This window comes from Corallococcus terminator, from assembly GCF_049194865.1.
Taxonomy (GTDB): domain Bacteria; phylum Myxococcota; class Myxococcia; order Myxococcales; family Myxococcaceae; genus Myxococcus; species Myxococcus terminator_A.
In genome coordinates this window covers 176,209-194,679 of sequence record NZ_JBLZWL010000009.1, presented here as the reverse complement: position 1 = coordinate 194,679, position 18,471 = coordinate 176,209, and the positions used below count along the sequence as shown (strand labels likewise).

The window sequence follows — 18,471 nt, the reverse complement described above, 5'->3', positions numbered from 1 at the left end:
ACCTATCATGCACGCCGCCCGACTCAATCGACAGGATGCCGGATTGTCCGCCAGGGGGCCGTGCGAGGTCCCTACATCAGGCTGCGGGCCCGGCGGGCCTTCGCGTCCACCTGGAGCGAGTCCGCCACCATGCCGCGCTCCCCCAGCAGCTCCTCCTCCAACGCAGCCATCCGCTTCGCGTCGCGCGGACGCTCGTGGTCGTGCCCCAGCAGGTGAAGCAGCCCGTGCGCCAGGTAGCGCGCCATCTCCGACTCCAGCGTGCGGCCGTACTCCTTCGCCTGCCGCTTCGCCGTGTCCAGGGAGATGACCACATCGCCCAGGGGGCGAGGGCCCGGCGTGCCCCGGGGCTGCTCGCCCGCGGGGAAGCTCAGCACGTCCGTCGCCTTGTCCTTGTCCCGCCAGGTGCGGTTGAGCCGCCGGATGGCGCGGTCATCCACCAGTGACAGCGACAGCTCGCAGTGGGTCAGCGACAGGCGCTTCAAGTAGTCCCGGGCCCACGTCGTCAGGAGCCGGCCGAACTCCTTGCCCTGCCCGTGCGCGAGCTGCACCGTCACCACGTTCTCCTTCTCCTGGGGCGCCGGCGCCTCCATGTGCGCGCGCTCCGGACGGAAGGCCGGCGCGCAGATGGACCAGTAGTCACACGCGCCCTTGCCGTCGTTGCGGTACACGACGCGCTTGCCGCGTGGCACCAAGCCCACCTCACCCGCGGGGATTCGCTCGCGGCGGCCCTCCACCACCAGCGTCAGCTCTCCCGTGAGGACGATGACCATCTCGTCGAACTCGGGTCGCTGAGCCGGCTCGGACCAACCTGGAGGCGCGAGCATCCGCGCCACGGACGCCGCATCCGTCCCCGTCGTCGCCGCGCCCACGAACTCCTCGATGCGCTTGCCGTCTTCCCTGGGGATGACCTTGCCCTTGCGCAGTCTCACGCCGTCACTCCTCGCGTCCCACTCACAACGCCCCCGCCGAGCGCGGCTTGTCCTTCGCCTCCACGGCCTTGCCTCCCGCCACCACCAGCGGCGGCGCCTTGCCGCCTCCCACCGCGCCAGCCGGATAGACGGGACGCGTGTGGTAGATGCCCTCCAGCGTGAGCAGGAAGGACTGCGAGATGAGGTTCAGGTCCTTCAGCGTCAGGTCGCACTCGTCCAGTTGCCCCTCGGAGAAGATGAGGTTGATGATCTTCTGCACCTGCGCCTGCAGCTTCGTCGTGGTGGGGTCCGTCATGGACCGCGTCGACGCTTCCACCGCGTCGGCGATCATCACCAGCGCCGCCTCGCGGAACTGAGGCTTCGGTCCCGGATAGCGGTAGATGCTCTCGTCGATGGGCGGCGCGCCTTCCTTGCCCTCCTGCTCCTTCAGGGCCTTGTGGTAGAAATACCCCACCGTGCGCGTGCCGTGGTGCTGCGGAATCGCATCCGCCACCAGCTTGGGGAGCCGGTACTGCCGCGCCATCTCCAGCCCCTCCGTCACGTGGCGCTTGATGATGACGGCGCTCATCGCGGGCGCGAGCGCGTCATGCCGGTTCTCCCCCTTCTGGTTCTCCCCGAAGTAGAGCGGATTCCGACCCTTGCCGATGTCGTGGTAGTACGCGCACGAGCGCGCCAGCAGCGGATTGGCGCTGATGGTCTCCGCCGCGTTCTCCACCAGCGTGCCGATGATGATGGAGTGGTGGTACGTGCCAGGCGCCTGGACGATGAGCTCCTTGAGCGCCGGGTGGTTGAGGTTCGCCAGCTCCAGCAGCTTGATGTCGGACGCGTAGCCGAACGTCATCTCGATGAGCGGCGTGAGCGCCATCACCATGACGGGCACCGCGAGCGACGAGCCGATGAACGCGCTCACCGCGGTGAGGGCCGTGTCCGCCGACAGCCCCTTGCCCTCCACCAGGAACAGGAAGAGCACCGCCACCGTGTTGGCCGAGCCCGTCACCAGGCCCGCCCGGAAGATGCCCACGCGGTCCTTCGCCTTGACGATGCGGTCCGCCGCCACCAGCGAGCCCACCAGCGTGTAGATGCCGAAGGCCAGCGAGTTGCCCAGCATGACGCCGGCGAGGCACGCGAAGACCATGGCGAAGAAGAGCGCCAGCTCCTGCGTGAGGATGAAGCGCACCAGCATGGCGCCGGCCGCCACCGGGAACACGTAGTAGAGCGCCTCGATGGGCAGCGCCGTGTACCGGTCCTGGATGGCGTCCGCGATGGACACCCACAGCTGCAACAGGGCCAGCGTCCCCACCAGCAGGATGCCCAGCAGCAACCCGTCCTTGCGCGTGGGTCGGAAGCGCCGGAACGCGCTGAGGCAGAAGAAGTACGAGGCGACCACCAGCAGCGCCACCAGGCCCGTGCCCCCCAGTTGCACCTGCACCAGGTCCAACCGGTCCGTCTCCGCGCGCATCCCGCGCAGGACGACGAGGTGCCCCTCGTTCACCAGCTCGCCATCACCGATGACGCGCTGCCCCTTCTTGATGGAGATGACCGCGTCCTTCACCGCCTGCGCGGCCTGGTGACGTCGCGCGTCCGTCTCCGCGATGTTGATGGTCAGGTTGGGCCGCACCAACCGCTTGGCCAGCCGCAGCACCGCGCGGCGCTGCACACCGGGCGCGTCCGGCAGGAGGTTTCCTGGGATGGAGGCGAAGCGCTCCAGCTCCTGGTGCGCCTCGCGGATGTCCACCACCTGCGGCGCGCCGTTGGGCAGCGTGTCCTCGCCCTTGTTCACCACGTCCCGGACGGTGAGGCCCTGGGGCGCCTCGCGCGCCAGCTCCTCCCGGGAGCCCGCCACGTGCACCGGCCCCTGCTCGGAGCGATAGGCCCGCTCCAGCAGCACCAGCGTGGCCGCCTCCACCTCTTCCGAGAAGCCCTTCCCGTAGAGCGCCTGGAAGTCCTCCGCCTCCAGCCCCGCGTCACGCTGGCCGAAGAGCAGCTCCTGGAGCTCGGCCTGCATCGACTCGCGGGCCCGGCGCTCGCGCTCCACCTGCTCCGCCGTCGGAGGGGGGTGACGGCGCGACTTCTTGCCGTCCTCGGGCTCGGCGTCCGGCTGGGCGTCCGCCAGCTCCCCCAGCCGCTCCCGCATCGTCGCGAACGAGGCGCGGACCACGGTGCGCAGATGTCCCACCACCGCGGGGTTCAGGTCATAGACGGGTTTGACGGCGGCCCGGGCCTCCTGGCGCCGCTGGGTCGTCATGGCGCGGTGGACGACCTCGTAGTCCCGCGCGGCCTTGAAGCCCGCCGGAGAGCTGGCCCGGAACGGCTTGCCGAGGTTCTCCTCAGAGAGCGCGGGGATCTGCTGGCTGTAGAGGCCCGGGGAGATGACGAAGCCGGCGCCCACCGAGACCGTGAGGAGGAGGAACACCTGGACCGCACGCCGCCCCCAGACGCCCTTTCCCAACCCAAGGCGTGCTGCGAGCGCGTCCAAAGGACTGGGCGCGGGGGACTGCGGTTCCGGTTCGTCCATGGAGGTCCTCACCCTAGATAGGGGCCGTGGCTCCATCAAGGCCGCAGCGCCTCGGAAAATTCACGAGGGCGGAAATACGAATGCCCGCCCGCCAGGGTACGGGCGGGTGGGCATAAGTAGGCCAGAGCCTTGAAGTCAGCTGACAGCGGCCTCGGACTTCACCGAAGTCGAGGCGGCGTGGGCCGCCTCACGAGCAAGCTTCGCTTCGCTCTGCGCCAGCTCCGCCCTGTCGTAGGCGCGGATGACCTCCTGCACCAGCGGGTGGCGGACGACGTCCACGTCGGAGAACTCCGCGAAGTGGATGCCCTCGATGTTCTTGAGCACCGTCCGGGCGTGATTCAGGCCGGACATCTTCCCCGTGGGAAGGTCCACCTGCGTCACGTCGCCGGTGATGACGGCCTTGCTGTTGTAGCCCAGGCGCGTCAGGAACATCTTCATCTGCTCCACGGTGGTGTTCTGCGCCTCGTCGAGGATGACGAAGGCATCGTTGAGGGTGCGGCCGCGCATGAAGGCCAGCGGGGCCACTTCCACCACGCCCTCTTCCACCAGGGTCGCCGCGCGCTCGACGGCCATCATGTCGTGCAGCGCGTCGTAGAGCGGACGCAGGTAGGGGTTCACCTTCTCCTGGAGGTCGCCGGGCAGGAAGCCGAGCTTCTCACCCGCCTCGACGGCCGGACGCGCGAGGATGATGCGCTTGACCTTGCGCTCCTGAAGGAAGGCCACCGCCATGGCCATGGCCAGGTACGTCTTGCCCGTACCGGCGGGGCCCACTCCGAAGACGATGTCGTGGGCTCGGATGGCGTCCACGTAGCGCTTCTGGGCGATGCTCTTCGGGGCGATCTGCCGGTTGCCGGAGCTCTTGAGCACCGGGCCGAGCATGACCTCCTGGAGCGACTCCGCCCCCCGTCCGAGCACCTTGATGCCCTGCTCCACGTCCTCGCGGTACAGGGGGCGGCCCGCGCGACTCATCTCCTCCAGGTTCTGCAGGAGGCGCACGGCGAAGGCCACCGCGTCTGAAGGTCCGGACAGATGGAACTCCGTCCCCCGCTGTCCCACCCGGACACCGAGGCGTCGCTCCATCAGCTTGAGGTTTTCGTTCTGGTTGCCGCACAGCGCCATGGCCGTCTCATTGTCCCGGACATCCACCTTGGCGGAGGTCGTCGAAACGGCTGCGGTCGCTTCCAACGTGGCGGGATTTCGCAATGCGTGTCGTTCCTCGGTCGGTACCGCTGTCCTCAACGTAACGCCGCCCCCCTGGCCCCGAAAGACGACTTTGGGTGAAGGCTAGCGCAAGGGTGGCAGGAGGACGAACCGCCGAGCGGCCAGCCGCCGGTAGTAGTACTCCTCCCGCCAGGGGTATCTGAGTTCGTCCGAATTCAACAATCCAGCTTGCACCAAAGCATCCAATCGCTCTGGCAGCTCACCGCGTTCCAGACGGAACACTTCCAGCGCGGACTCGATGCGGACGCGTTGGGCATCGGAAACATGACGCTGAGCCGCGGCATCGGCGAAGGCGGTGGCCGCGCGCGTGCGCTCTGGGTCCGCCAGCGCCACCCGTGACACCACCACGGCCAGCACCGCCAGCACGCCCATGGTGGCGACGACGCGGCCCACCGCGCCCCCCAGGCGGGAGAGCAGGCGCTCGTCCCCCGGCACGGGGGCCCGAGCCCCTTCCGGGTGGATGACACGCACGTACTCGCCCCGAACCAGGTTGTGCAGGGCCTTGCAGGTCTCGAACTCGCCCAGACAGCAGACGTCCACCAGCTTGCGCAGGTCGCGCCCCGGCGCGATTTCGTCGTACACGCGCCGCTCGGTGGTGGCGATGACGCCCAGCTCGCCGCCTTCCTCACCTTCGCGCGGCGGCGGCAGCGCCTTGAGGCGCTCGAACGAGAGGTCGTCGCGGTGGATGGACTTCCGGATGACGGGCCACTCGTCCACCATCCGGAAGCCCTCCATGAGCACCGTCTCGGCGCGCAGGGGACGGATGGCCTCGGCGTCGGGCTCGACGGGCTCCTGGCTGAACTCGTAGGTGCCGGTCTTCCAGGTGAAGAGGCGGTAGAGCGTCTCCGTGGCCTGCAGCTGCATCATCGACTGGAAGCGGTCCGCGGTGAGGGCATGGCTCGAGACGAGCACGTCACCCAGCCGCTTGAGGGTGCGCCGCTGCGTCTCCAGCGCCGCCTCCAGCTGCGTCTCGGTGATGAGCTCGGCGCGCACCAGCATGGCGCCAATGAGGTCCTTTCGCTTCCGGGTGATGCTCTCGACCTTGATGATGTGGCCGTCCCGGAAGCCGATGCGGACCTCCTGGTCCTTGTTGGCCAGCTGGAGCGAGCCCGTCTTCTGCTGCTGCCCGATGAGCTGAAGGATGTCGCCGATGCCGAAGTCCTTGAGCGTGCCTTTCAGGGACATGGTCTCACTCCTCCCCTTGTCGCAGCCGGTGCAGGCCGCGCAGCGACAGCAGGTGGACACTCACCAGCAGCAACACCGCCGGCACCAGCTTGAGGTACAGCGGCGCGTCTCCATAGGGCGCTCGCACCAGTCCGTGGTGCAGGAGCGTCGCGGCCAGCGCGAAGAGGAAGAGGAAGGCATACAGCGCGCCGCGCACCGCGCCTCCGGAGAACACATGCCCGGCGCCCGACAGCACCGCGCCCACCGCGTACGTCACCCGGCCCGCCCACGCCTGATGGCGCTGGACCTGGTCCGCCTTGCGCTGCCGCAACTGCTGCGGCACCAGCCCCCGGCGGGAGAAGACATTCACGCACTGGCCGCACTGCTGGCTGCCAACGCCCAGCTCGGGATCACACCGCACGCACACCGGCCGGCCACAGCGCTCGCACACCTTCGCGGCCTTCAGTCGCCGCGTCAGCAGGCCCCAGCCGATCAGGAGCACCACCGCCACGGCCGGCAGCGCCCAGGCCACCGGTCCCGGCTCCACCCCTGGCAGCAGCCAGCGCTCCAGCTGCGCCTCCACCCGGCGCCCCGCCTCCGCGCCATCCGCGAGCGACAGCCACTCCGACTCCGGCATCGCCGGCGCCAGCATCAGGAGGTTGAGCAGCAGGCGATCATCCGGGGGTGGCTCGCGCCGGAGCAGGTCTCCGTCCAGCGCCTGCGCCGACGCGGTGGCGGTCGTCACGCGCTCCATCGCCTTGCCCACTTCCGCGTCCGGCAGCGTCTTGGCCTGTCGGCGGTAGAGCTGCGAGATGTTGTAGTGGGGCGCCGCCATCTGCGGATCCGCCCGGGACGCCTGCACATAGAGCTGCGCGGCGCCGTCCACGTCCCCCAGCCCCACCAGCGCATTGCCGAAGCGGGTCAGCAGCCGCGCATCCCCGCTGCGCACCGCCGAGGCCGCCTTGAAGTGCGCTCGCGCGTCCTCGAGCAGGCCCCGCCGTGACTCGTACTGGCCCAGGGCCGTCAGCTCCGGGAAGGTGGCCTTGCGCGCTTCGTGCCGCGCCTTGACGCGCGCCACCGCGCCCTCGGCGGAGAGGCCGCCGCGCTCCAGCAGGTACACGTCCTCGGCGGGCGTTCCCGCGAAGGCCGTCAGCCGGGTGAGCTGTCCGGCGGCCAGCGGCGTCAGGCCCAGCCCCGCCACCAGCACCGCCGACACCACCCGCTCCTGCCGGGTGAGGTAGGGCACCACCACCGCCAGCAACACGAGCAGCCGGGGCACCAGACCCATCCCCAACGTCAGCGGCAGGCCGAGCAGCAACACGCCCAAGAGCACGGACTGCCACCGGGCCACCGCGCGCGGCAGCAGGTGGTGGAAGTCATGCAGCGCGTAACGCACCCGCCGCAGGAACAGCAGGCCCACCAGCGCCACCGCCGTGGCCGACCACGCCAGCAACAGCAGCGCGCCGAGGTCCGCCAGCGCCGGTCCGCGATAGCGCGGGTCCAACGCCATGGACAGGAAGGCCGCGCGCAGCTCACCCAGATAGCGTCCGGGCTCCGCTGGGGACGACATCGCGTAGTGTTCCGCCAGCCCGAAGCGCGCGAGTGGCAGGCGAGGCGACAGCTCCACGGCCAGCTCCGCCAGCCGGATGGCGCCACCCAGGTCTCCGGCCCGCCCTCGCACCTCCGCCTCGCGAAGGAAGCCGACGCTGATGGGCTCCAGGTCCGACGCGAGCAGCTCGCGCCTCAGCGTCACCAGCTCCTGCTGCGCCTTCTCCGCCGTGGCCGTGTCGTTCGTCGCTCGCGCCTGCCGCCACCGGTCCCACACCGCCAGCACCTCGTCGTCCGACACGCGAGGCGTCAGGATGGGGCTGAGCACCGGCCTGGGCGCGATGACGACGGGAGCGGGCTCGACGGGGGGCGGCGTCACCGCGGACTTCGGGGGAGCCGAGAGGGCCGGCGCCTTCCCTCCACGCGGAGACCTGCGGGGAGCGTCGTCCCGCTCGGCCTCGGCTTCACCGTCATCGACGGCGCCGTCATCGGCCGGGTCCGTCGTGTCGTAGGACTCGTCCTGGAGGTCGGGCTCGAGTGGACCGGGGTCCACCTCCTGGAGTCGCGTGGGCGCCTCGAGCTGAGCGGATGCCAACGCCGGAGTCAGGAGCAGCAGGCCCCAGAGGATCAGGGAGGAAAGCGGGAGGCGGATCATCCAGGGCTCGGATGATAGGCGAGCCCGGCCGAACCACGAAACGGAACGCCACCTGCCTCGTCCTGTCGCCGCCTTTCCGGATGCGACCCACGGGCCGCGTGTTACAGGGACGCAGCGCCGCGGGACTGGCCCCGCGAGGAGGCGACCGTGAGCGAAGCAGGCACCCCCGGGACGGAGCTGGAGCGTCTGGTGGACATCATGCGGCGGCTGCGCGCCGAGGGTGGCTGCCCCTGGGACAGGGAGCAGGATCTGCGCTCGCTGCGTCCCTACCTGGTCGAGGAGGCGTTCGAGGTCCTGGACGAGATGGACCGCGTGGCCTCGGGCGGGCCCTGGCACCCCCTGTGCGAGGAGCTGGGAGACCTGCTCTTCCAGATTGTCTTCCACGCGCAGCTGGCCGCCGAGCTGGGCGAGTTCACCATGGCCGACGTCAGCAAGGCCATCAGCGACAAGCTCACCAGCCGGCACCCCCACGTCTTCGGGGAGCTGCGCGGGGTGAATGGCTCCGAGCAGGTCCTGGCCAACTGGGCCAAGCTCAAGGCCGATGAGCGCAAGCGCAAGACGGGCAACGCGGGCTCCGTCCTGGACGGGGTTCCCACCGCCGCGCCCGCCCTCCTGCGCGCCGAGCGACTGACGGAGAAGGCCAGCCGCATCGGCTTCGACTGGCCCGACCTGGCCGGCGTGCGCGGCAAGCTGGCCGAGGAGCTGGTGGAGCTGGACGAGGCCATCGCCTCCGGCGACCGCGACGCCATCGAGCACGAGCTGGGCGACGTCCTCTTCTCCCTGGCCAACCTCGCGCGCTTCGTGAAGACGCCCGCCGAGGACGCCCTGCGCATGGCCAGCCACCGCTTCACCACCCGCTTCCAGCACATCGAGGCCGCCCTGCTCGCCGAGGGAGTCCCCTTCGGCGGCGCCACCCTGGAGCACATGGAGCGCCACTGGCAGGCGGCCAAGGCGAAGGAGAAGTCCCTCCCGCCCCCCAAGTCCCTGCCCCGCGCGCCCATCTCCACGCTGCGGCTGGGCGTGGCGGACCTGGAGGCCCAGCGAGCCTTCTGGGACGCGCTGGCCCCCAGCCTGGGGTGGATCACCCACCGCCCCACTCCGGACGAGGCCCGCTACGAGGACGGCTCCCTGCGGCTCGTCTTCCAGCGCGCACCCGCCTCGGCCGCCGGCGCATCCTTCACGCTGGAGGCCCCCTCCGCCCTCGCGGTGGAGCGGGCCCGGCAGGTGGTGGAGAAGATCCTCCCAGGAGGAACTGGGAACTCCGTCGCCGGGCGACTGTCCTTCCGGGATCCTGCCGGCCTGGTGTGGGAATACACCCCCTCCGCCGGATGATTCCCCTCGCGAACCTCGCTGATCCGCGTCCAGAGTCCGGAAATCCCGGCTGGACGAGCACGCGCGCCTTGACGCTTTCGAGGCGTCGCAGTAAGGACGGCCCCTCTTTTTAGCCTGCCTTTCGCTGGAGATTTCTCTTGGCCAACACCAAGTCCGCAGAGAAGCGTCACCGTCAGTCCCAGAAGCGCCGCGCCCGCAATGTCACGGTCCGTTCCGACGTGAAGACCGCGGTGAAGTCCGCCCGGGAAGCCATTGGCTCCAAGGATGGTGCCAAGAAGACGGACGCGCTCAAGTCGGCCTCCAAGGCGCTGAGCAAGGCCGCGACCAAGGGCGTGCTGCACAAGCGCACCGCGTCCCGCCGCATCTCCCGTCTCGCCAAGGCCGCCGCCAAGAGCGCGCGTCAGGCCTGATGTACCAGGGGACTCTTCAGAGTCCCCTTCGCAGTCTCCGAAGCAGGCTCCCCGGGAGGAGGCATCCGCCTCCTCACCAGGTGTTGGCCAGCCGCTCAAACCCATCGCGCATGAGCACTTCCGCCAGCCGGTCCAACGCCGCCTGACGGTTGGACTCCGCCTCGAGAATGTCGCCACGCCCTGGCCGATAGTCCTCGGTCCCCGAGATGACCGTCTCCTGGGGCTGCTGCTGACCTTCGCGCACCAGCCGCAGCCGCACCGTGCCGGCGACGCGGAAGAACCCCTCGACGATGGTCGGCGAGCTCCACAGCGAGAGCACCGTCCCCTCGACGCGCGCGTCGCACGAAGCCCCGCTCCCCAGCCGCCCCACCCGCGTCAGCTCCTGACGGAAGTAGCGGGTGAACACCGTCTCGAGCGCGGGCTCGGACGTGTCGTTGCCGAAGACGGGCGCACACACCGTGTTCACCCCGGCGGGCAGTCCCGAGCCACGCGGCGTCAGGCGATAGCCACACCCCGGAAGCAACACCGAGCAGGCCCCCCAACCCATCAGCGACACGGCCAGGTGGAGACGCCGTGAGGCAGTCCTGAAGGGAAGCGACATGGCCCGGCACCCTACCCGCCCGGACCACTCCGTCAAGCACGAGGGACTTCAGGTGGCTCCGACGACGGCGAGGTGAGCACCGCACCGCTCGCGTCCCGAACCACGACGCCCCGGGCCTTCATGGCGCCCGCCAGCGTGTGCCAGGCGCCCAGGAGCCTCGCGTCGCGCTCCGAGCCCCGGCGCGCCAGCCCCAGCGGCCAGCGCAGCCGCGCGCCCGTGGACGTCTCCAGCACCAGGGCGTGCACCCGACACACCGCCGCCAGCAGCCCGCCCAGCGCCGCCAGGGCGAACATCACCAGCTTCAATGGCAGCCCCGCGGCCACGAGCCCCAGCAGGCCGAACCCACACAGCACCAGGGCCTCGAAGAAGGGGCGGGACTCCAGCGTCAGCGCCCGGAGCTGGATGAGCTCCACGACGAGGGGAGGAACGGCCTCGGCCGCGCGATAGGTGAGCCGCCCGGCGTCACCGACGAGGGAGCGACCTCCTCCCAGGTCCGCGGAGAGGAAGGGCCCGAGCGGCGTGGGCACGGGCGCCTCGGGAAGCGGGCCCCCGCAGGCGATGCACCGCGCGCCGCCGGCCTTTTGAGGCTGGCCGCACGCGGGGCACATGACGAGGACCTCGGCCGGCACCCGGGTCCCCGCTCAGCCGACGACGAAGTTCACCAGCCGCTTGGGCACGAAGACGAACTTGCGCAGCGTCTTGCCGGCGATGGCGGACTGGACCCGCTCATCCGCCTCGGCCGCCGCGCGCACGTCCGCCTCACCCGCGTCCGCCGCCACGCGAATCTCCGCGCGCAGCTTGCCGTTCACCTGCACCGCGTAGGGGATGACGTCATCCACCACCAGCGCCGGGTCGAAGTCCGGCCACGGCTGCGCGACGGTGAACTCCTTGCTCCCGTAGGCCTCCGCGATTTCGTCCGCGAGGTGCGGCGCGAAGGGCGTGAGCACCACCGCCAGCAGGCGCACCGCCTCCGCCATGGCCGACTTCTCCGCGGCCGTCTCCGGCGTCCCCGCGTCGTAGAGCGCGTTGAGGCACTCCATGGTGCCGGCGATGGCGGTGTTGAAGGACAGCCGCTCGATGGCCTCCCCCACCCGCTTCAAGCCCTTGTGCGCCGCGCGGCGGATCTCCAGCGCCTTGCCCTCGAAGGGGCCGTCATGCGTGGCGCCCGCCACCGAGGCGTGGTGCGTGGAGGCCAGCACCCAGACGCGCTTGAGGAAGCGGAACACGCCCTCCACCTGAGCGTCGGACCAGTCGAAGTCGCGCTCCGGCGGGCCGGCGAACATGACGTACGCGCGCGCGGTGTCCGCGCCGTACTTCTGGACGATGGAGGCAGGGGCGACGACATTGCCCCAGCGCTTGGACATCTTCCGGCCATCCGGACCGTTGACGATGCCCTGCGTGATCAGGCGCTTGACGGGCTCGTCCACCGGGCTCAAGTCGAGCAGCTTCATCACCCGGGTCCAGAACCGGAAATAGAGCAGATGCATGACCGCGTGCTCGGGCCCGCCCACGTAGATGTCCACGGGCAGGAAGCGCTGGGCCTCCTTCGGGTCGAACGGCGCGGCGTCGTAGTGCGGCGACAGGTAGCGCGCGAAGTACCAGCAGGAGTCGACGAAGGTGTCCATCGTCTCCGCTTCACGCCGGGCGGGGCCGCCGCACTTCGGGCAGGTGGTGTTCACCCACGAGGCGACCTTGGCCAGCGGGGGCTCGCCCTTGCCGGTGAGCACCTCCTGGACGTCGATTTCAGGCAGCTTCACCGGGAGCTGCTCCACGGGCACGGGGATGCCGTGGCGCTCCGGGTCGCACTTCTCGCAGTAGACGATGGGGATGGGCGTGCCCCAGTAGCGCTGGCGGCTGAAGCCCCAGTCCTTCTGGCGGTACGTCACCGTCGCGCGGCCCTGGCCGTCCTTCTCCAGCTTCGCGGCCATCGCGGTGCGCGCCGCCTCGGACGTCATCCCGGTGTACTCGCCCGAGTCCACCAGCACGCCGTACTCCGTGTACGCCGCCTCCAGCGCGTCACCCGCCGGGAGCTTGTCGCCCGTGGCCGGCTGGATGACGACCTTCACTGGCAGCGCGTACTTGCGCGCGAAGGCGAAGTCCCGCTCGTCGTGCGCGGGCACGCTCATCACCGCGCCCGTGCCGTAGTCGCTCAACACGAAGTTGGCGATCCAGATGGGCACCTGCTGACCCGTGAAGGGATTGACGGCGTGGGCACCCGTGAAGATGCCCTCCTTCTCCGTGTCTTCCCCTGTCCGCTCCGACTTGGACTGGGCCGCCATGCGCTTGACGAAGGCGTCCACGTCCGCGCGGCGCTCGGGCGTCGTCACCTGGGCCACCAGCTTGTGGTCCGGCGCCAGCACCACGTAGGTGCAGCCGTGGATGGTGTCGATGCGCGTGGTGAAGACGCGCAAGGCCGCGTCATGGCCCTGGATGCGGAAGTCAGCCTCGGCGCCATCCGAGCGGCCAATCCAGTTGCGCTGCATGGAGGTGATGCGGTCCGGCCACTCCTTGAGCGTGTCCAGCTTGTCCAACAGGTCCTGCGAGTACCGGGTGATTCGGAACGCCCACTCGGGCATCTCCCGGTCCACCACGGGCGACGAGCAGCGCTCGCAGACGCCGTCCTTCACCTGCTCGTTGGCGATGACGGTGTGGCAGCCGGTACACCAGTTCACCTTGCTGAAGCGGCGATAGACGAGCCCGCGCTCCAGCATCTTGATGAAGAACCACTGGTTCCAGCGGTAGTACTCGGGCTTCGAGGTGTTGACCTCGCGCTCCCAGTCGTAGCTGTAGCCCAGGCTCTTCATCTCCTGCTTGAAGGAGATGATGTTCTCCGCGGTGCGGATGGCCGGGTGCACGCCGTCCTTGATGGCCGCGTTCTCCGCCGGCAGACCGAAGGCGTCCCAGCCCATGGGGTGAAGCACGTCGAAGCCGCGCATCAGGAAGTACCGCGCGTACACATCCCCGATGAGGTAGTTGCGCACATGCCCCATGTGCATCTTGCCACTGGGGTACGGCAGCATCTCGAGCACGTATTTCTTCGGTGCACCCGGGCGCTTGCCTGCCCGGAAGATGCCGGCCTCGTCCCAGCGGGCCTGCCACTTACCTTCAATCGACTGCGGCTCGTAACGCTCGTTCATCGCCATGTCCGCTGCGCCTCTTATGGGAGGGCTGCCCCTGTGGGCAAGGCCCCTCGTCTCAGGCCGACGGGGCCAGATTCCTCCGACTGACCTGAGAGAACCGCCGACCCGGGCCACTTCTGTCCCCGTTCGAGCCCCCGTCCGCCCGTCCCGTGCCGCCCACGCCTGACTGCTCACGCCAACGCGGGCTGGCGAAAACCGACCTGCGGGCGCGGCGGCGGGCAGGCCGCCACCCGATTCGTGGGGTCGGCCTCCGGGAGATCCACGATGTCCCCTGCCAGGTAGAGGCGTGATCTCCCCCTGTTGCGAGGCGTAGCGCGCCCCGCGTCATCGCTGACTCGGTACGAGATCGGAATATTTCCGTTTGGATGGATTTGGCCAACATTCTTGAAAAACAAGTCTCGCCATTGACTGGTTCAGTTCAGACGGTGACGATTCGCGCCCACGGCACCTGCTGGGGGGGCCGTACCCACCGTTGCGAGGAAAGATCCGAATGACGCTTAAGAGAGCGTTGATTCCGGGGTGCGTGATCGCACTCTTCTCGTTGGAAACAATGGCGCAGGAAGCGAGCCCGCCCGCAGCGGAACCGCAGCCGGCACCCGCGGCTCAAGCTCCCGCGACACCGGCGCCCGCGGAGGCGGCCCCGGCCAGCACCACTCCGACGACTCCCGCTCCCGCCGCCACGCCCGTCCTGGGCCGCACCGTGAAGGGGCGCGTCGCGGACCGACTGACGAACGAGGGCCTGCCCCTGGTCCGCGTCATCATCAAGGGCACCACGCAGGGCGTGGAGACGGAGCTGGACGGCACCTTCGCGCTGCCCAACGTCCCGCCGGGCTCCGTCACGCTGCTCTTCTCCAGCCAGGACTACGGCGAGCGGGAGGTGCGCGTCGGCGCCGCGCAGAACAACGTGACGGTGGCGCTCGACAACATCTTCTCCGAGGAGATGGTCGTCGTCGGCCGCGCCTCCGAGCTGGCCCGTAAGCACCTGGCCAACTCCGTGGCCTCCGTCAGCGCGGAGGAGATGAACCGCGCTCCCGCGCAGACCATCGACCAGGCCCTCCAGGGCAAGGTGGCTGGCGCCAACATCCAGCAGAACTCCGGCGCCCCGGGCGGCGGCATCCAGATGCGGCTGCGCGGCGTGTCCACCATCAACGGCTCTACCGCGCCGCTCTACGTCATCGACGGCGTGCTCGTCAGCGACGTGGCCATCGCCTCCGGCGTGTACGTGGTGACCGACTCCGTGGGCGGCTCCAACCCGAACCCCACGCAGGACAACCAGGTCAACCGCATCGCGGACATCAACCCCAACGACATCGAGAGCATCGAGGTCCTCAAGGGCGCGTCCGCCGCCGCCATCTACGGCTCCAAGGCCGCCAACGGCGTCATCATCATCAACACCAAGCGCGGTCGCGCTGGTGAGCCCAAGTTCGAAATCACCCAGCGCGTGGGCGTGTACACCCTGGCCAACAAGCTCGGCACCCGTCGCTTCGAGACCGTCGAAGAGGCCGTCGAGCAGTTCGGCCCCACCGCGGCCGACTACTACACGGGCAAGACGTACGACCACGAGGCCAAGCTCGCGGGCCGCCGGGACTTGTCCACGGAGACGCTCGCCAGCGTGAGCGGCGCGTCGGGCAACACGAAGTACTTCGCCTCCGCGATGCTCCGCAGCGACGAGGGCATCATCGCCAACACGGGCTACGACAAGCAGTCGTTCCGCCTGAACCTGGGTCAGTCGTTGGGCGACGCGGTGGAGATCAACGTCGCCACCAACCTCATCCACACGTTGGGCCAGCGCGGCCTCACCAACAACGACAACCAGACCATCACCAACTACATGGTGCTGCCGAACGTGCCCGAGTTCCTCAACATGGAACCGAACGCGCAAGGCGTGTACCCCGTCAACCCGTTCCTGCGGAACGGCGCGAACCCGCTGCAGACGTCCGCGCTGGTGAAGAACGACGAGGACGTGTGGCGCTTCATCGGCTCCGGTGACGCCACCTTCCACCTGTGGAAGAACGACGAGAACCACCTGCGCCTGCTCGCCAACGCGGGTGTGGACCGCTTCCAGCAGGAGAACCGGCTGCTGTTCCCGCCAGAGCTCAACTTCGAGCCGGTGGACGACACCTTCCCGGGCACGTCGCTGTTCGGCACCAGCCAGGTGCGCAACATCAACAGCGGCATCAACCTGGTGCACTCGTACAAGCCCGCCTCGAAGTTCCTCACCGCGACGACGTCCGCCGGTGTGCAGTTCGAAGAGCGCCGCATCGACTCCACGTACGTCGTCTCCGAGAACCTCAACGCCGGTCAGCCCGGCGTGGACAACGGCACCGTGATTGGCGTGCGCGACACGTCGACGCACATCCGGGACCGCGGCTACTACGTCCAGGAGGAAATCGTCACGTTGGATGACCGGCTGACCCTGGTCGGCGCCATCCGCGGTGAGCAGAGCAGCGCCAACGGCAACCCGAACAAGCTGTTCTTCTACCCGAAGCTGGCGTCCGCCTACCGCATCCCCACGAACATCAACGTCCTCAACGAGCTCAAGGTCCGCGCGGCCTACGGCGAGACGGGCAACCAGCCCCTGTACGGCATGAAGTTCAGCGGCATGAGCGCGCTGGGCAACGTGCAGGGCACGCCGGGCCTCGTCGGCACGGGCGTCGCCGGTGACCCGAACATCCGTCCGGAGCGTCAGCGGGAAATCGAGGCGGGCATCGACGCGCTGATGTTCGGCGGCGACGTCATGGTGGAGCTGTCGGTGTACCAGCGCGCCATCAGCGACATGCTGCTGCAGCGCGCCCTGCCGAGCTCCACGGGCTTCACCACCCAGTTCGTCAACGGCGGCTCGCTGCGCAACCGCGGCATCGAGGCCATGCTCCAGGTGACGCCGGTGCGCGGGGCGCTCGAGTGGACGAGCTCCGCGACGTTCGCCCTCAACCGCAGCCGGGTGACGAGCCTGCCCGCGGGGTCCTTCCAGGCGGGTGGCTTCGGCAACTCCCTGGGCGCGTTCTTCATCGAGGAGGGTTCGTCCGCCACGCAGATTGTCGGCAACGTCGGCCGCGACGAGAACGGCGTCCCCATCGTGAAGAAGATTGGCGACACCGAGCCGACCTTCACGCTCGGCTGGGCCAACACCCTGCGCTTCTCGGACGTCACTCTGTCCTTCCTGTGGCACTGGCAGCAGGGCAGCGACGTCATCAACCTGACGCGCTTCCTGTATGACGGCGCCGGCACGTCCGAGGACTTCGAGACGGCGGGCCGTCAGCGCCTGCAGGACCGCCGCAACAACGCGGGCGTCTACGTGGAGGATGCGTCCTTCGTGAAGCTGCGCGAAGTGACGCTCAGCTACAACCTGCCCAAGAGCTGGGTGTCCGCGATTCCGAAGCTGCAGAACGCGCGCCTCAGCCTGAGCGGCCGCAACTTGCTGATGTTCACCAACTACTCGGGTCTGGATCCCGAGGTGAGCAACTTCGGCAACCAGGCCATCGCACGCAACATCGACGTCGCTCCCTTCCCCCCCAGCCGCAGCTTCTGGACGTCGCTCGACGTCGGGTTCTAGGCCATGAATATCAACCAGACGAAGAAGACAGTGGTGGCGCTCTGCGCCGTGCTGGGCCTGGGCGGCTGCGGCAGCCTGGACATCGGCGACCTGAACAACCCGAGCCTGGACGAGTTCAAGAACAACCCCACCAGCTCGGCCGTCAATAGCGCGTCCACGGGCCTGCTGATCGGACACCGCGCGGGCGTGGCGATTCAGAACGGCTACGTCGCGCAGCTGGGCACCATCGGCCGCGAGGCGTACGTCTTCGACCCCGCGGATCCGCGCACGGTGGAGGAGATTCTCGGGCCGACGCTGGACCCGGGCGCTGGCGCCTTCGGCGGTAATTTCTGGGCGGCCCCCTACTCCAACATCCGCAACGCCAACACGGTGCTGGCGGCGCTGGACAAGGTCGCGGCCTTCACGGACGAGCAGAAGGAGGGCATCCGGGGCTTCACGAAGACCCTCCAGGCGCTGGACTTCCTGGTGGTCATCAACACCCACGACACCAACGGCGCGCCCATCGACGTGGACCTGCCCCTGGGCCAGCTGGCGCCCATCGTCGGCAAGGCCGAGGTGTTCAACCGCATCGCGGCGCTGCTCGACGAGGCGGCTGGTCACCTGGACAACGCGGGTGGCGCATTCTCGTTCCGGCTGACCACCGGCTTCGTGGGCTTCGACACGCCGGCCACGTTCCGGCGGTTCAACCGCGCCATCAAGGCGCGCGTGTCCGTGTACATGGGCAGGAACGAGGACGCGCTGACGGCGCTGAGCCAGTCGTTCATTGACGCCACCGCGTCCGCGGACGATGGCGCGAAGGCGGCGGCCCTCTCGTCGCTCAACGTGGGCGTCTACCACGTGTTCCGGGCGGCCTCGGGCGACGTGGACAACAACCTCCTGAGCGTCACCATCGTCGCCCACCCCTCCATCGAGACCGATGCGCCGCGCCAGGCGAACAACGCGCTGGATGACCGGGTGACGCGCAAGACGGCCAAGCTGAGGGAGCCGGCGAGCGCCGCGGGTGGAGCGCTGACGACGGACCTGGGCTTCACGATGTACCCCACGGCGGAGTCGCCGGTGCCCATCATCCGCAACGAGGAGCTCATCCTCCTTCGTGCGGAGGCCAACATCGGCCTGGGCCAGATTGGCCCGGCGGCGGATGACCTCAACTACATCCGCACCCGCTCCGGCCGGCTGGCGCCTCGCGCGGACATCACCGCCGCCAACGCCCTGGACGAGCTGCTGGTGCAGAAGCGCTACTCGCTCCTGTTCGAGGGCGGGCACCGGTGGATCGACATGCGTCGCTACGGCCGGCTGAACGAGCTGCCCCGCAACCTGGATGACAGCTACGGGCCGCACGAGCGCTACCCCATCCCTGTCGCGGAAATCAACGCGCGGCCGTAGCAAGGGGTAGCAAGCCGCAC

12 protein-coding genes are annotated in these 18,471 nt (G+C 69.2%); 4 read left to right on the top strand and 8 right to left on the bottom strand.

The features are described 5' to 3' along the window. Positions 1-71: 71 nt before the first annotated feature. The 5 genes from ybeY to ACN469_RS06675 all read right to left on the bottom strand — a co-directional run bounded on the left by ybeY (position 72) and on the right by ACN469_RS06675 (position 8,032). Positions 72-929 carry an rRNA maturation RNase YbeY gene (ybeY, locus tag ACN469_RS06695; protein ID WP_498765273.1) on the bottom strand — a complete coding sequence of 286 codons (858 nt, stop codon included), beginning with the start codon at positions 927-929 and terminating at the stop codon, positions 72-74. 22 nt (positions 930-951) lie between these two features. Then, complete coding sequence (locus tag ACN469_RS06690) at positions 952-3,444, bottom strand: HD family phosphohydrolase (RefSeq protein WP_498765271.1); 2,493 nt, start codon at positions 3,442-3,444, stop codon at positions 952-954. A gap of 135 nt (positions 3,445-3,579) precedes the next feature. Continuing rightward, a complete protein-coding gene (locus ACN469_RS06685) occupies positions 3,580-4,647 on the bottom strand; it encodes a PhoH family protein (RefSeq protein WP_498765269.1) in 1,068 nt (355 codons plus the stop codon). A gap of 81 nt (positions 4,648-4,728) precedes the next feature. Continuing rightward, the gene (locus ACN469_RS06680) at positions 4,729-5,850 is read right to left on the bottom strand and encodes a DUF4388 domain-containing protein (RefSeq protein ID WP_498765267.1); all 1,122 of its coding nucleotides are present in this window, start codon (positions 5,848-5,850) and stop codon (positions 4,729-4,731) included. Positions 5,851-5,854: 4 nt separating this feature from the next. After that, positions 5,855-8,032, bottom strand: coding sequence for a tetratricopeptide repeat protein (locus ACN469_RS06675; RefSeq protein WP_498765265.1), 2,178 nt, complete (start codon positions 8,030-8,032; stop codon positions 5,855-5,857). Between the two features lie 198 nt (positions 8,033-8,230). On the opposite strand from ACN469_RS06675, the gene mazG reads away from it, so the two are divergent. Continuing rightward, on the top strand, positions 8,231-9,364 hold the full coding sequence (gene mazG, locus ACN469_RS06670) for a nucleoside triphosphate pyrophosphohydrolase (RefSeq protein ID WP_498765357.1): 1,134 nt from the start codon (positions 8,231-8,233) through the stop codon (positions 9,362-9,364). A gap of 137 nt (positions 9,365-9,501) precedes the next feature. Then, the gene (gene rpsT, locus ACN469_RS06665; RefSeq protein ID WP_498765263.1) at positions 9,502-9,774 is read left to right on the top strand and encodes a 30S ribosomal protein S20; all 273 of its coding nucleotides are present in this window, start codon (positions 9,502-9,504) and stop codon (positions 9,772-9,774) included. A gap of 73 nt (positions 9,775-9,847) precedes the next feature. On the opposite strand, the gene lptE is transcribed toward rpsT, so the two are convergent. The 3 genes from lptE to leuS all read right to left on the bottom strand — a co-directional run bounded on the left by lptE (position 9,848) and on the right by leuS (position 13,518). Then, the gene (lptE, locus tag ACN469_RS06660; protein WP_498765261.1) at positions 9,848-10,375 is read right to left on the bottom strand and encodes an LPS assembly lipoprotein LptE; all 528 of its coding nucleotides are present in this window, start codon (positions 10,373-10,375) and stop codon (positions 9,848-9,850) included. 32 nt (positions 10,376-10,407) lie between these two features. Further along, positions 10,408-10,902 (bottom strand): hypothetical protein, encoded by a 495-nt coding sequence (locus ACN469_RS06655; RefSeq protein ID WP_498765259.1) that lies wholly within the window; start codon positions 10,900-10,902, stop codon positions 10,408-10,410. Between the two features lie 114 nt (positions 10,903-11,016). Further along, the gene (leuS, locus tag ACN469_RS06650; RefSeq protein WP_498765257.1) at positions 11,017-13,518 is read right to left on the bottom strand and encodes a leucine--tRNA ligase; all 2,502 of its coding nucleotides are present in this window, start codon (positions 13,516-13,518) and stop codon (positions 11,017-11,019) included. Positions 13,519-14,065: 547 nt separating this feature from the next. On the opposite strand from leuS, the gene ACN469_RS06645 reads away from it, so the two are divergent. Together ACN469_RS06645 and ACN469_RS06640 are read left to right on the top strand one after the other, a co-directional pair. Beyond that, positions 14,066-17,068: a SusC/RagA family TonB-linked outer membrane protein gene (locus ACN469_RS06645; protein WP_498765255.1), complete on the top strand. Its 3,003-nt coding sequence runs from the start codon at positions 14,066-14,068 to the stop codon at positions 17,066-17,068. 3 nt (positions 17,069-17,071) lie between these two features. Next, positions 17,072-18,451 (top strand): RagB/SusD family nutrient uptake outer membrane protein, encoded by a 1,380-nt coding sequence (locus ACN469_RS06640; RefSeq protein ID WP_498765253.1) that lies wholly within the window; start codon positions 17,072-17,074, stop codon positions 18,449-18,451. Positions 18,452-18,471: the final 20 nt, after the last annotated feature.

Coding starts and splice junctions, on each gene's coding strand:
- ACN469_RS06690 (WP_498765271.1), bottom strand. CDS start 3,444: ATGGACGAACCGGAACCGCAGTCCCCCGCGCCCAGTCCTTTGGACGCG.
- ACN469_RS06680 (WP_498765267.1), bottom strand. CDS start 5,850: ATGTCCCTGAAAGGCACGCTCAAGGACTTCGGCATCGGCGACATCCTT.
- ACN469_RS06675 (WP_498765265.1), bottom strand. CDS start 8,032: ATGATCCGCCTCCCGCTTTCCTCCCTGATCCTCTGGGGCCTGCTGCTC.
- mazG (WP_498765357.1), top strand. CDS start 8,231: ATGCGGCGGCTGCGCGCCGAGGGTGGCTGCCCCTGGGACAGGGAGCAG.
- lptE (WP_498765261.1), bottom strand. CDS start 10,375: ATGTCGCTTCCCTTCAGGACTGCCTCACGGCGTCTCCACCTGGCCGTG.
- leuS (WP_498765257.1), bottom strand. CDS start 13,518: ATGGCGATGAACGAGCGTTACGAGCCGCAGTCGATTGAAGGTAAGTGG.
- ACN469_RS06645 (WP_498765255.1), top strand. CDS start 14,066: ATGGCGCAGGAAGCGAGCCCGCCCGCAGCGGAACCGCAGCCGGCACCC.
- ACN469_RS06640 (WP_498765253.1), top strand. CDS start 17,072: ATGAATATCAACCAGACGAAGAAGACAGTGGTGGCGCTCTGCGCCGTG.